Annotated in this window: 12 protein-coding genes; all 12 read left to right on the forward strand. The window is 55.0% G+C overall.

Translation table 11 applies throughout. The annotated features are described in order from the left end of the window. The first annotated feature begins 7 nt into the window (after positions 1-7). Positions 8-490 carry a tRNA (adenosine(37)-N6)-threonylcarbamoyltransferase complex ATPase subunit type 1 TsaE gene (gene tsaE / locus Q3O59_RS00770; protein WP_305943788.1) on the forward strand — a complete coding sequence of 161 codons (483 nt, stop codon included), beginning with the start codon at positions 8-10 and terminating at the stop codon, positions 488-490. Then, complete coding sequence (locus tag Q3O59_RS00775; protein WP_305943789.1) at positions 483-1,811, forward strand: N-acetylmuramoyl-L-alanine amidase; 1,329 nt, start codon at positions 483-485, stop codon at positions 1,809-1,811. The genes tsaE and Q3O59_RS00775 overlap by 8 nt, the downstream gene beginning before the upstream one ends. Continuing rightward, positions 1,811-3,568: a DNA mismatch repair endonuclease MutL gene (gene mutL, locus Q3O59_RS00780; RefSeq protein WP_305943790.1), complete on the forward strand. Its 1,758-nt coding sequence runs from the start codon at positions 1,811-1,813 to the stop codon at positions 3,566-3,568. The genes Q3O59_RS00775 and mutL overlap by 1 nt, the downstream gene beginning before the upstream one ends. 1 nt (position 3,569) lies before the next feature. Then, positions 3,570-4,490, forward strand: coding sequence for a tRNA (adenosine(37)-N6)-dimethylallyltransferase MiaA (miaA, locus tag Q3O59_RS00785; protein ID WP_305943791.1), 921 nt, complete (start codon positions 3,570-3,572; stop codon positions 4,488-4,490). A 96-nt stretch (positions 4,491-4,586) separates the two neighbouring features. Continuing rightward, positions 4,587-4,847, forward strand: coding sequence for an RNA chaperone Hfq (gene hfq, locus Q3O59_RS00790; RefSeq protein WP_228589914.1), 261 nt, complete (start codon positions 4,587-4,589; stop codon positions 4,845-4,847). A 40-nt stretch (positions 4,848-4,887) separates the two neighbouring features. Beyond that, the gene (gene hflX, locus Q3O59_RS00795) at positions 4,888-6,171 is read left to right on the forward strand and encodes a ribosome rescue GTPase HflX (protein WP_305944431.1); all 1,284 of its coding nucleotides are present in this window, start codon (positions 4,888-4,890) and stop codon (positions 6,169-6,171) included. 36 nt (positions 6,172-6,207) lie between these two features. Further along, on the forward strand, positions 6,208-7,365 hold the full coding sequence (gene hflK, locus Q3O59_RS00800; RefSeq protein ID WP_228589910.1) for an FtsH protease activity modulator HflK: 1,158 nt from the start codon (positions 6,208-6,210) through the stop codon (positions 7,363-7,365). 3 nt (positions 7,366-7,368) lie between these two features. Next, the gene (hflC, locus tag Q3O59_RS00805; protein ID WP_305943792.1) at positions 7,369-8,250 is read left to right on the forward strand and encodes a protease modulator HflC; all 882 of its coding nucleotides are present in this window, start codon (positions 7,369-7,371) and stop codon (positions 8,248-8,250) included. A gap of 71 nt (positions 8,251-8,321) precedes the next feature. Next, on the forward strand, positions 8,322-9,497 hold the full coding sequence (locus Q3O59_RS00810; RefSeq protein ID WP_305943793.1) for an aminotransferase class V-fold PLP-dependent enzyme: 1,176 nt from the start codon (positions 8,322-8,324) through the stop codon (positions 9,495-9,497). A gap of 81 nt (positions 9,498-9,578) precedes the next feature. After that, positions 9,579-10,880 carry an adenylosuccinate synthase gene (locus Q3O59_RS00815; RefSeq protein ID WP_305943794.1) on the forward strand — a complete coding sequence of 434 codons (1,302 nt, stop codon included), beginning with the start codon at positions 9,579-9,581 and terminating at the stop codon, positions 10,878-10,880. Positions 10,881-10,968: 88 nt separating this feature from the next. Continuing rightward, on the forward strand, positions 10,969-12,354 hold the full coding sequence (locus Q3O59_RS00820) for a S41 family peptidase (protein WP_305943795.1): 1,386 nt from the start codon (positions 10,969-10,971) through the stop codon (positions 12,352-12,354). A gap of 157 nt (positions 12,355-12,511) precedes the next feature. Then, the gene (locus Q3O59_RS00825) at positions 12,512-13,150 is read left to right on the forward strand and encodes a tetratricopeptide repeat protein (protein ID WP_228589900.1); all 639 of its coding nucleotides are present in this window, start codon (positions 12,512-12,514) and stop codon (positions 13,148-13,150) included. Positions 13,151-13,156 lie beyond the last annotated feature (6 nt).

Consider the following 13,156-nt stretch of genomic DNA (forward strand, 5'->3'; position numbering starts at 1 on the left):
TGTGTCGGTGTCCCCAAGTCTTGATGTTGCTTTAACCGATGAGAGCCAGACGCAGCAGTTGGCTGCCCGGTTGGCTTCTTTGTTGCCCGCAAAAGCCGTGCTGTTTTTGCAAGGCCCACTGGGAGCCGGTAAAACCACCTTCAGCCGAGGGCTTTTGCAGGCGCTGGGGCATCAGGGCGCGGTAAAAAGTCCGACCTATACCCTGGTGGAGCCCTACCAGCTGCCAACTAGACAAGTCTATCATTTTGATTTATACCGGTTAACGGACCCGGAAGAGCTGGAATTTATTGGCGGGCGAGATTATTTCAGCGAAGAGGCCATATGCCTGATCGAGTGGCCGGAGCGCGGTGTTGGCTTTTTACCCGAGCCTGATCTGGTACTGCAACTGAACTATCGGGCTGGGGACGAGCCATCCGAGCGCTTGCTTTGCCTGACTGGGCAAACCCGGCTGGGGTGGACACTAGTGGAAGCGATGCGTACGGATGACTAAGAATAACAAAAACATCAGTTTTATCGGCTTGGCAGCGCTGCTGTTATGCAGTTGGTCCAGCTGGCTGCTGGCTGCCGGCAACGAAGTTAAAAGTATTCGGATTTGGCCTTCGCCCGAAAATACCCGGGTGGTGTTTGATTTGGCTGCAGCCCCGGAACACCGTAGCTTTGCGCTCGATAACCCGGATCGCTTTGTCATTGATTTGCGCCAAAGTCGGTCTCAGCCAAGGTTGCCCGCTGCCAGCGGTGAAGCCAGTCTGATTCAAAGCATCCGCTCAAGTTACACTGCCAGCAATCAAACCCTGCGCATTGTGCTGGACTTATCCGACAAAGCCAGTGCCAGCGTTTTCAGTTTGCCGCCAACAGGGCCTTACGGTCATCGTCTGGTGGTCGATTTCAAAGGCGAACAGCGTGAGCTGCCGGTGGCGCAGGCCAGAGCTCAGCGCCAACCCGGCCGTGATATCATTATTGCCATCGATGCCGGCCATGGCGGGGAAGACCCCGGCTCGATAGGTCCGGCAGGTACCTTCGAAAAGAACCTGACCTTGCCGATTGCCCGCCGGCTGGCTGAGCTGATCAACAACGAGCCAGGCATGAAAGCGGTGATGGTCCGTACCGGCGATTACTTTGTGCATTTGAACCGTCGTACCGACATCGCCCGCGAGTTGCAGGCCGACCTGCTGGTATCGATCCATGCCGATGCCTTTACCTCGCCACAGCCACGGGGCGCTGCGGTCTGGGTGTTGTCGCTGCGCCGTGCTACTTCAGAAGTTGGCCGCATGCTGGAGCAAAAAGAGCGGCACTCCGAGCTGCTGGGCGGGGTGGGTGAAATTATCCGCGATTCGGCGCAGGAGCGCTACCTGGCACAAACCGTGTTGGATTTGTCGATGAATCATTCCATGGTGTCGGCGCATCAGGCCGCGACCCATGTGTTGGCGGAGCTGGGCCAGATTACCCGGCTGCACCGGCGGGAGCCGCAGGCGGCCAGTCTGGCGGTGTTGCGCTCGCCGGATATTCCCTCCATTCTGGTGGAAGTGGGCTTTATCTCCAACCCGCAAGAAGAACAGCAGCTGCGGACCAGCCAACATCAGCAACGGCTGGCCCAGTCGATGTTTCAGGGGTTGCGGCGGCATTTTAGGGAGTCGCCACCGGCCGACTCACTCTTTGCGCAGCATCGTTCCCGTGAGCATCGGGTGCAGCGTGGTGAATCGCTGTCGCTGGTGGCGCAGCGTTACAATGTGACTGTTGAGGCTTTGCGCCAACACAATCAACTCAGTGGCGATACCATTCGTATTGGCCAGGTACTGCGGATTCCCGACTGATGCCGATTCAGATTTTGCCGCCGCAGCTGGCCAATCAGATTGCTGCCGGCGAGGTGGTTGAGCGTCCTGCTTCTGTCGTCAAAGAGCTGGTTGAAAATGCACTGGATGCCGGCGCCCACCAAATCGACATCGAGATTGAAAAAGGCGGCGCCCGTTTAATCCGTATTCGTGACGATGGTTGTGGCATTGCACAGCATGAGCTGACGCTGGCGCTGAGCCGTCACGCCACCAGTAAAATCAGCAGTTTGGATGATCTGGAGCAAATAGTCAGCTTGGGCTTTCGTGGCGAGGCGCTGGCCAGTATCAGCTCGGTCGCCAGGCTAAGCCTGACATCCCGCCCGCAAACTCAGGACACCGCCTGGCAAGCCAGTGCCGAGGGCCGGGAGATGCAGGTGCAGTTAAAACCTGCGGCCCACCCGGTTGGCAGCACGGTCGAGGTGCTGGATTTGTTCTTTAACACCCCGGCCCGTCGCAAGTTTCTTCGTACCGAGAAAACCGAGTTTTTCCATATTGATGAGCTGATCAAGCGGCTGGCGCTGAGTCGCTTTGACGTCGGCTGGACGCTCAGTCACAACGGTCAGGTGCTGCGGCGATTAAAGCCTGCTACGGATCAGGACCGACAGTTGCAACGGGTCGCCACCTTGTGTGGCCGCCGTTTCGGTGACAGCGCTTGCTGGATTGAGAATCAGCACCAGGGGTTGCGGCTCTGGGGCTGGCTGTTGCCGCCGGCGGCCATCGAGCGTCAGAGCAATTGCCAGTACAGTTACGTCAATGGCCGGATGATGCGCGATAAGTTGCTGAATCATGCCATTCGGCAGGCCTATGGGGACTTACTGACGCAGGAACAGCAGCCGGCTTTTGTGCTTTTTCTGGAGTTGCCGGCCTCGGAGGTGGACGTCAATGTGCATCCTGCCAAACACGAGGTGCGTTTTCATCAGGCCCGGCTGGTGCACGACTTTGTCAGCTCTGCACTGGAAAATGCCTTGCGTCAGCTTGCCCCCGAGTCGCTGACTCAGTCAGCTGCTATCGATACCCCGGCGTTGGCAGAGCCAGCGCACCTTGGGCAGCCAGTTGCTCAGCAGCGCCCTGCCAGTGACCACGGGGCAGCCGTCGCCGCCACTGCTGGCCGCGGCGCTATCCATCGCAGCTCATCCTATCCGGCGAACCGACCCGCTAGCAGCGAGGTAGCCCGCCAACTGCGTTACCTGGACCAGCTGAAAGAAAATCCCCAGCCGGGCTATGTGATGGCCCCTGCTGCGCCTTGCGAGGAAGCGCCAGGTCCAGCCCCTTCGTTGCTGGTGGTTGAGAATCGTTTTGTGGTGTTGCCAGAGAGGGATGGCTTGCAGCTGCGCAGCATCGCCAAAGCTCTGGCTCAACTCAGTCCCCGGCAATCTGTTTCTAAAGCGCTGCTGATCCCGCTGCGGCTGAAGCTGGCCGATGAGGAAGTGCAGCTACTGCAGCAACTGGCAACCGACTTGGCGCAGACGGGTTTTGATTTGGTACTGCACGACAAGCTGTTAATTGTCCGGGCTGTGCCGCTCTGGCTGCAGCAGAGCCCCTTGGCACAATGCTTGCTGCCTTTTTGCCAACTGTGGCAGCAGGCTGGCCTGGCAGCTGGGTGCGATATGCTGCTAAAGGCGCATTGGCTGGATGTTGGTTTTTTGGCAGACTTGCTGCCAGAGCTGCTAACAACTGAGCTGGCCGATGCTGCGGTACCTCTTGATCTCAGCCCGGCCATCCAGGCGTTGGAGGTGTAGCATGCAGCCGCCACTGATTTTTTTAATGGGGCCAACGGCCTCCGGTAAAACCGATCTGGCGCTGGCGCTGGCACGGGAGTTGCCGGTCGATATTATCAGTGTCGACAGTGCACTGATCTATCGGGGCATGGACATTGGTACAGCCAAACCCAGCGTGGAAGAGCAGGCGCTGGCACCGCACTACCTGATTGATATTAAAGATCCGGTGGAAGCCTACTCGGCGGCTGATTTTCGCAGCGATGCGCTGGCTTGCATTGAGCGCAGTTACCAGCAAGGCCGGCAACCGGTGCTGGTGGGGGGCACCATGCTGTACTTTAAAGCCTTGTTGCAGGGCATTTCGCCCTTGCCTGCGGCCGATCCGAACATTCGGGCAGAGCTGGAGCAAGAAGCGCAAAAAAAAGGTTGGCAGGCATTGCACCAGGAACTTTCGGGCATTGACCCGGTCTCAGCTGCCCGGATACATCCAAATGATCCGCAGCGGATTAACCGGGCGCTGGAGGTTTACCGCATCAGCGGCAAAACCATGACGGAGCTAACCGCGCAACAAGGCGCAGCCTTGCCGTACCCGGTGCAGCAATTTGCCATCGCGCCGACCGATCGGGCCGAGCTGCACCAGCGTATAGCATTACGCTTTGAGCAGATGTTGGCAGCAGGCTTTGAGCAGGAAGTGCAGCAATTACGTCAGCGTGGCGATTTGCACCTGCAACTGCCTTCGATGCGTTGTGTCGGCTATCGGCAGATGTGGCAGTATCTGGATGGCGAGTTGAATGCAGAACAACTGCTGGAGCAAGGCATTGCCGCTACCCGGCAATTGGCCAAGCGCCAGCTCACTTGGTTGCGGGGCTGGTCAGATGTGAACTGGTTGAAAACAGAAGCAAAACCGAGCGAAAACTTGCAAGCAGTGTTATCTTCGCTAAGCTAAATTTGGCATGCAAAAAAATAAAGTCGGTTCTGCAACTTGAAAAAATCGAAACAAACCATAAATCTAGCGGACTTATAACAATAAGGAATGCGGCACATGGCAAAAGGCCAATCATTACAGGATCCTTTCCTGAACACTTTACGGCGGGAGCGTATCCCGGTTTCTATTTATCTGGTCAATGGCATTAAATTGCAGGGGCAGGTTGAGTCGTTCGACCAATTTGTCATTTTGCTGAAGAATACCGTCAGTCAGATGGTGTACAAGCATGCCATTTCTACTGTGGTGCCTTCACGGGCAGTAAATACCATGATGGCTCATGCCAACAGTGGGAATGACTCTGACGAATCAGACGATTAAGTCTGTTGCATCTACTGAGCAAGACAGGTTCGCAACTGCGGTGACAGAGCAGGAGCGGGCCGTCTTGGTTCAGGTTAGCTTTTCAGCACAGACTCCGCGTGACAGCTTGCAAGAGCTGGTGTTGCTCGCTCGTACCGCAGGCGTTGCTGTGGTCGATACTTTGTGCTGCCGTCGACAGCGGCCAGACAGCCGTTACTTTGTCGGCTCGGGTATAGCCGAGTCCTTGGCGCAGCGTGTCGAGGCAGAAGCCTTGACAGTGCTGATTTTCAATCACGAACTTAGTCCTGCCCAAACCCGCAATCTGGAGCGTTGCTGTCAGTGCCGGGTCATTGATCGCACCACTCTCATTCTGGACATATTTTCTCAACGCGCCCGCAGCTATGAAGGCAAGCTGCAGGTCGAGCTGGCGCAGCTGCGTCATCTGTCATCCCGCCTGGTGCGGGGGTGGGACAATGCCGAACGGCAAAAAGGCGGCATTGGTCTGCGCGGACCGGGTGAAACCCAGCTGGAAACCGATCGGCGTTTGTTGCGTCAGCGCATGACCGCACTGCGCCAGCGTCTGGAAAAGCTAAGCCGGCAGCGTGAGCAGGGACGGCAGGCCAGACAAAGGGCTGCCGTACCGGTATTGTCCCTGGTAGGCTATACCAATGCCGGCAAATCCTCGTTATTTAATCGCTTAACAGAGGCCAATGTGCATGCGGCCGATCAGTTGTTCGCAACTCTGGACCCGACTTTACGCCGGCTGGAGCTGACGCAGTTTGGTACCGTGGTGCTGGCCGATACTGTTGGTTTTATTCGCGACCTGCCACACGATCTGGTTGCTGCCTTCCAATCCACCTTGCAAGAAAGCCGCGATGCCGATTTGCTGCTGTTGGTGGTGGACTATGCCGACCCGGATCATCCAGCTAAGTTGGCGCAGGTGCAAAAAGTGCTGGCTGAGATTGATGCTGCTGCAGTACCCCAGCTGCTGGTGTGGAATAAAATTGATCAAGCCGAGCTGGCACCCCGTATAGATTACGATGCTGAAGGGCAGCCGAGCGCTGTCTATGTGTCGGCTCAAAGTGGGGCTGGTTTCTCTATATTGCTGGAAGCAATTAGCCAGCGGTTAGCGCGTCACCATCTGGAGCTGCAGCTTCGGTTGCCAGCCGATGCCGGTCTCTGGCGTGCGCGTTTGCATCAACTTCAGGCGGTGCAGCAAGAGCGCTTTAACGACGAAGGGGCGACTGAGCTGCTGGTAAGGCTGTCGATCGCCGACTGGGGACGCTTGTTGCAACAAAGTCGGGGTGTGCTGGAAAACTATATCGTCAGCGAATCGCTTTTTTGATACATTAACGCAAATTACAATTGAGTGGAGTAGACCATGGCTTGGAACGAGCCGGGCAAGAATGGCAAGGATAACGATCCCTGGAAACAGGGTGGTCGTGATCAGGGCCCGCCCGATTTAGATGAAGTGTTTCGTAACTTTGGTAAAAAGTTTGGTGGAATTTTTGGTGGCTCCGGTGGGGGCAGCCAAGGCTCATCGGGCGGTGGCTCGGCCTCAACCTTGTTGCTGCTGGTGGCCATTGTCGCTGCGCTGGTTTGGGCTTTCAGTGGTTTTTACACCATTAAGGAGTCCGAGCGTGGCGTGATTTTGCGCTTTGGTCAGTTCCATACCGAAGTCGGGCCTGGTATTCACTGGAAACCGACCTTCATTGATCAGGTGCGTCCGGTGGACTTAACCAGCGTTCGCTCCTTCCGTACCGATGGCTTTATGCTAACGCAGGATCAAAACCTGGTTCGGGTCACTTTCGAGGTGCAGTACCGGGTGTTTGATGCCCGCGCTTACCTGTTCTCAGTAGTCAATGCTGACAACAGCCTGCAAGAGGCTACCGATGCCGCTTTGCGTTTTGTCATTGGTCACTCGCTGATGGATGATGTTCTGACCCGGGGCCGGGAAGTGGTGCGGCAAAACACCCGTCAGGAGCTGGAAACCATCATTACGCCATACCGCATGGGTCTGGTACTGGTGGATGTCAACTTCCGTGATGCCCGTCCGCCTGAAGAAGTTCGTGATGCCTTTGACGATGCCATCGCTGCACAGGAAGATCAGGAGCGCTTTGTGCGTGAAGCGGAAGCTTATGCCCGTGAAATCGAGCCTCGTGCGCGTGGTCAGGTCAACCGTATCATGCAAGAAGCAGAAGCCTACCGTCAGCAAGTAATTCTTCGTGCTCAGGGTGAAGTGGCGCGCTTCGAGCAGTTGCTGCCTCAGTACCTGGCAGCCCCACGGGTAACTCGTGAACGTCTGTACCTGGAAACCATGGAAGAAGTCTTTAGCAACACCTCGAAGGTAATGGTGGATGTGTCCAGTGGCAACAACATCATGTATCTGCCGTTGGATCAGATGCTCAAAGGTGGTTCGACTTCGGGTTCCTCCAGTGCACTACCGGTGACGCCACCGCGTAACCTGCAGGACTCGCAGAACACCGCCCCGCGCCAGGATGGGATCCGTGGCAGCACCAGTCGTGATGGGAGACGTTAAGCCATGAAAAACCTAATCGTAGCAATTTTAGTGGTGGCTGGTCTGATTGTTTCTTCGGCACTTTTTGTGGTGCCGGAAGGCGAGCGCGCCATTGTCATCCAATTTGGTAAAATTCAGCGGGATGCTGCCGGTGATGTACGGACCTTTGAGCCGGGTCTTCACTTTAAGATCCCATTGATTGAAACCGTCCGTAAACTGGATGCCCGGGTGCAAACCCTGGATGATCCGGCCGACCGTTTTGTCACCGCCGAGAAAAAAGACTTGTTGGTCAACAGTTACGTGAAGTGGCGTATCCGGGATTTCGGCCAGTATTTCTTGAGTACCGGTGGCAACACCCGTCAGGCCGAAGTGCTGTTGCGACAGTACATCAACAACGGCCTTCGGACGGAGTTTGGTACCCGCACCATTCCGGAAATTGTTTCCGGCGAGCGGACCGAGCTGATGGAAAGCGCCTTGCAGCAAGCCGGTATTGCTGCCAACGAGCTGGGAATTGAAGTGATTGATGTGCGGGTGAAGCAAATCAACCTGCCGGATGAAATCAGCAATTCCATCTTTGCCCGGATGCGGGCAGAGCGTCAGGCGGTCGCGCGTGAGCACCGGTCCCGTGGTATGGAAGAAGCTGAAAAAATCCGTGCCGACGTCGATGCCCGGGTCACGGTTATGTTGGCCGATGCCGAGCGTAACTCCCGCACCGTTCGCGGTGATGGCGATGCTCAGGCAGCCAACATCTACGCTGAAACCTACAACAAGGATGCCGAGTTCTTCTCGTTCATCCGTAGTATGGAAGCCTACAAACGCAGCTTCCGCAGCAAAGATGATGTGCTGGTGATTCAGCCGGATAGCGACTTCTTCCGTCATATGAAAACCGTTCAGGGACGGCCGTAACAGGACATCGGCCTGTTATCAGAACTGAAACCCAAAAGGCCCTGCGGGGCCTTTTTTTGCAGGTAAGAGCCATGTATCAGCATTTGTACCAACACTTTTTGCAAGGCCATAGCGGCAAACAACATTTTGTCAGTCATTCGCATCATTTCTGGCCCGATGTGACTCGCCAGGCCATGTTGGATTACTGGGATCTCAGTGCCAGGCACTCGGACGAAAAATGGCAGCAGGTGTTTGGCCAGGTGCTGCCACAGACGCAGCAGCTGCTGGCGGAGCAGTTGGGCAGCCAGCAACCGCAGCAACTGGTGTTTGCTCCCAACACCCATGAGTTGGTGATGCGGCTGCTCAGTTGCTTTGATTGGCGACAGCCGATCCGTATTTTGACCACCGACAGCGAGTTTTACAGTTTTCAGCGTCAGGTGAGCCGGATGCAAGAAGCCGCGCTGGTCGAGCTGACGGTGGTGCCCACCGAGCCTTTTGCCGATTTTGAGCAGCGCTTTGCAGCAGCAGCTGCGGCGCAGCCTTTTGAGCTGATTTTTTGCAGTCAGGTGTTTTTTAATTCCGGCGTGGCGCTATGCGATCTGACCGCCTTTGTGCAGCAATTGGCAGCGGTATCGGATGCGATGATCGCCATCGACGGCTACCATGCGTTTATGGCATTGCCGTTGGCGTTAGCGCCGATAGAAGATCGCATTTTTTATCTGGCGGGCAGTTACAAATACGCCCAGGCCGGTGAAGGCTGCTGCTTTATGCTCTGTCCGAAAGGGAACCACTACCGACCCATTTATACCGGCTGGTTTGCCGAGTTTGGTGCTTTAACGGAGGCCCGCAGCACCGAAGTACCTTACAGTCCTGATGGTTTTCGCTTTGCCGGAGCAACCATGGACTTTAGCGCTCTGTTTCGGCTGCGGGCTGTGTTGCAGCTGCTTCAACGCGAGCGCATCGACGTTTTGCAGATCCATCGCTATGTGCAGCAGCTGCAACAGCACTTTTTGCAGCAGTTAAGCCAGCTACCGCAGCAGGCGCTTCGTCAGGAGCAGCTGTTGCTGCGCGATGTCAAGCAGCATGGCCATTTTCTGACCTTTGCGTTACCAACGGCAGAAGACGCTGCTGCTCTTGCTGAATTTTTAAAGCAAAATCATATCCTTACCGATTTTCGAGGCAATCGGCTGCGTTTTGGTTTTGCATTGTATCAGTGCGCTGAGCAGTTTGACTTAGGCTGTCTGACACAGTATCGGCCAAAGGACTGACTTTTTTTCAGCCATCCAGATGCAGTTTGCCAAGACTTTTGGTAGAATCCTCGCCTAATTTTTTTCCATGATGTAGGAACCATGGCCAAAAACGTCGTTGTGTTAGGCACCCAATGGGGTGACGAAGGTAAAGGTAAAATTGTCGACTTGCTGACCGATAAAGCCACTTATGTGGTGCGTTATCAGGGCGGTCATAATGCAGGCCATACTCTGGTGATTGGCGGTGAGAAGACGGTGTTGCACCTGATACCATCGGGTATCCTGCGGGATAATGTGACCTGTGTCATCGGCAATGGCGTGGTGTTGTCGCCCGAAGCCCTGCTGAAGGAAATGGCCATGCTGGAACAGCGCGGTATTCCAGTCAAAGAGCGCCTGGTGTTAAGTGAAGCCTGTCCGTTGATTCTACCTATCCACGTGGCCCTGGATGTTGCCCGGGAAAAGGCTCGGGGTGCCAAAGCCATTGGCACCACCGGACGTGGCATTGGCCCTGCCTATGAAGACAAAGTGGCACGCCGTGGTTTGCGGGTTGGCGATCTCTTTAATCCTGAGCTTTTTGCCGAAAAACTGAAAACCGTGATGGAGCTGCACAACTTCACCCTGACGCAGTACTATCAGGAAGAGGCGGTAGATTACCAACAAACGCTGCAAGATGCTCTGGCCATTGCCGATACCTTAAAAGCCATGGTGACCGATGTCACGGCCCTGCTGGACAAAGCCCGGCACGATGGCAAAGCCATTATGTTTGAAGGTGCTCAGGGTACCTTGCTGGATATTGACCACGGCACTTATCCTTACGTCACTTCGTCCAATACCACGGCAGGCGGTGTTGCCACTGGTTGTGGTTTCGGTCCGCGTTATCTGGATTATGTACTGGGGATTGTGAAAGCCTACACCACCCGGGTCGGTGCGGGGCCATTCCCTACCGAGCTTAGCTGTGCCGCGGGTGAGCATCTCGGCGTCAAGGGTCACGAATTTGGTGCCACCACCGGCCGTAAGCGCCGCACCGGCTGGTTTGATGCGGTTGCTGTGCGCCGTGCTGTTCAGTTAAACAGCATCTCCGGTTTCTGCCTGACCAAGTTGGATGTACTGGACGGGCTGGAAGCCGTCAGCATCTGCACCGGGTATCAAATGCCCAATGGCGAGGTGTTGGATGTACCGCCTTTGGCCGCAGAAGGCTATGAGCAAGTCACGCCGGTGTACGAAACCATGCCGGGTTGGCAGGAAAGCACTTTCGGTTGCCAGTCAGTGGATGCTCTGCCACAAGCTGCCCGCAACTACATTGCCCGGCTGGAACAGCTGACGGGCGTGCCGATTGATATTATTTCGACCGGACCGGACAGAAATGAAACGATAACTTTACGGCACCCTTTTACAGAAGCCTGAGTTATTTTGATGAATCGTCGCTGAAAAGCTGCCCAAAAGGCAGCTTTTTTTATATCATACCTTATGAAGTAAAAATGAGGTTAGTAAGATGAAGTGGTATCTTGTTGTATTTGCATCTCTTTTGTTGGGTGGCTGTGGCGGATCCGGTTCTAACTCGAATCCTGCCGGAGCTCTGGGGCCGAATCCTGCGCAGTTTTCCGGTGCCAACTGTCCTTCAACTTTGTCGGCCAATGCCGAAGCCTTTTGTTTAATGTTTCGTGATTATCTCTGGTACCAAGAGATGCCGCAGACAGTGAATCTGCTGCAATACAGTACCACCAATCAGTTGGTGCAGGCGTTGAGCGCACCTGAAGATCGTTTTAGCTACACCATGACTGCAGAAGATTACGAAGCGCGTTTTATTGATGCACGCTTTTTTGGTTTTGGCATGTCCTTCAACTGGGTCGATAACGACAGTGCCTTGCTAGTGCGTTTTGTTTACGATGATGGCTCTGCGGCAGAGAATGGGTTGCGCCGTGGCGATCGGATTGTCGAGATTGAAGGAAAGTCGATTGCTCAGTGGAATGAAGAGTTGGAAGCCGGTACGGCCAGCAATGAAGATATGTTCGGCCCGAATAACGACGGGGTTTTGCGCAATTTTGTCTGGCAAAAGCCTGATGGCACCGAGCTTCAGGCTGATTTTATTAAGCGGGAAGTGACGACCAACACCGTATTGCATCGTTCCGTACTGGAGCATCAGGGCAAGCGGGTCGGCTATCTGGTGTTCAACTCTTTTATTGAACTGTCTGAGACCGAGCTCGAGCAAGCATTTAGCTATTTTAAAGAGCAAAACATCGATGAGCTGGTGCTGGATGTGCGTTACAACGGTGGTGGTCTAATCCGGGTCGCCAGTCAGTTGGCTTCGCACATTGCCTGGCCTTCGGTGCAAGGTGAAACCTTTGTCACCTTCGCCTACAACGATAAAAATCCTCAGAACAACCAGACATGGCAGTTTAGCCTGGGGCAACGAGGCCAGTCTTTCCTTGATTTGTCGCGGGTTCTGGTGCTGACAACCCCAGGTTCTTGTTCATCCAGCGAGCTGGTGATTAACTCGTTAACTCCCTTTATTGATGTGGTACAAATTGGTGAAGCAACTTGTGGCAAGCCGGTTGGTCAACAGCCAGAGTATTTTGACCGTCGTCGTCAGGTGATGTTTGCAGTTAACTTTCAAACGGTTAATGCAGTGGGTTTTGGTGATTATTTTGATGGCTTAATGCCGAACTGTCCGGTACAAGAAACCATTCCTGGGGATTGGGGACTGACGTCAGAGGCTTTATTGCAAGAAGCCTTATACTATGTACAGCATGGTGCCTGTTCGGATCCATCGCAATCCTATTTTGACAGCCTGTTGCTGCAATCCGACGGCCCGGTTCGTTTGCAAGCACCTCGCCGAAATCTGGCTCAGCCATTCTGGGAGCAGTGGGATGAGCACTAGCACTCAGCGTTAGTTCGTGCTGAATCATCAAGGCCAGCTATAAGTTGGCCTTTTTTTTGCTTTGATATTAACCATGCAGCTGGTTGGGTCATGCTATAGTTTTGATGGGCGTGTTGTTCAACCCGGTAAATCTGTGAAGGCTAAGAGAGCGTTTCAAATGCGGTATGTACGGCGATTAGTGGTGATGGGACTATTGGCAGGCTTGACTTCGTCTGTGCTGGCGGACGAGGTGCGGATCCAGCAACTGGAGGCTGTGCAGCTCTATACCCAAGATGAACTGCTGGCGTTGATTCGAACCAACAGCCATTTGAGGCAAGTGCAGGATGACGATTGTCAGTTGGTCCGTGACATTGAAGCCCGGGCCGATATTATGAAGTTGCCGTCCTACCAGTTTTTGTGGGGCGATATGCTGGCCTATGCCGTCTGCGTGCCGCGGGATATTGAACGCGGCTGGCAGTTGATGCTGGATGCTGCAGCCCAAGGCTTGCCGGAGGGGCTGGAGCAGGTCGGACGTTACTACCACATAGGTCGTTTTGTGCAGCCGGATGCCGAAAAAGCCATTCTGTACTTGCGTGAAGCTGCGGCGCTGGGCAATTTGCCGGCGACCATCCGGCTGGCGGAAATTTTGCTTGATGAAGCCGGTAGTCCACGTGATTACGAGCAGGTCTACCGCTGGCTGCATCATTCGGTCACAGCGGACAACGCAACCCACCAAAAAATCAGCCGCTTGCTGCGCCAGTTTGAGCAGCGCATGCCTGAACGGGTGGTGCAGCGGGCGCGGCGTCCGGTTTCCTGAATGTCA

This window comes from Alkalimonas delamerensis (assembly GCF_030717955.1).
In the GTDB taxonomy this organism is placed as follows: domain Bacteria; phylum Pseudomonadota; class Gammaproteobacteria; order Enterobacterales; family Alteromonadaceae; genus Alkalimonas; species Alkalimonas delamerensis.

Bases quoted from the DNA above. Each gene is read 5' to 3' on its own strand.
- hflC (WP_305943792.1), top strand. From the start codon at position 7,369: ATGAAAAACCTAATCGTAGCAATTTTAGTGGTGGCTGGTCTGATTGTT.
- Q3O59_RS00825 (WP_228589900.1), top strand. From the start codon at position 12,512: ATGCGGTATGTACGGCGATTAGTGGTGATGGGACTATTGGCAGGCTTG.
- hfq (WP_228589914.1), top strand. From the start codon at position 4,587: ATGGCAAAAGGCCAATCATTACAGGATCCTTTCCTGAACACTTTACGG.
- Q3O59_RS00775 (WP_305943789.1), top strand. From the start codon at position 483: ATGACTAAGAATAACAAAAACATCAGTTTTATCGGCTTGGCAGCGCTG.
- Q3O59_RS00810 (WP_305943793.1), top strand. From the start codon at position 8,322: ATGTATCAGCATTTGTACCAACACTTTTTGCAAGGCCATAGCGGCAAA.
- hflK (WP_228589910.1), top strand. From the start codon at position 6,208: ATGGCTTGGAACGAGCCGGGCAAGAATGGCAAGGATAACGATCCCTGG.
- miaA (WP_305943791.1), top strand. From the start codon at position 3,570: ATGCAGCCGCCACTGATTTTTTTAATGGGGCCAACGGCCTCCGGTAAA.
- Q3O59_RS00815 (WP_305943794.1), top strand. From the start codon at position 9,579: ATGGCCAAAAACGTCGTTGTGTTAGGCACCCAATGGGGTGACGAAGGT.
- mutL (WP_305943790.1), top strand. From the start codon at position 1,811: ATGCCGATTCAGATTTTGCCGCCGCAGCTGGCCAATCAGATTGCTGCC.
- Q3O59_RS00820 (WP_305943795.1), top strand. From the start codon at position 10,969: ATGAAGTGGTATCTTGTTGTATTTGCATCTCTTTTGTTGGGTGGCTGT.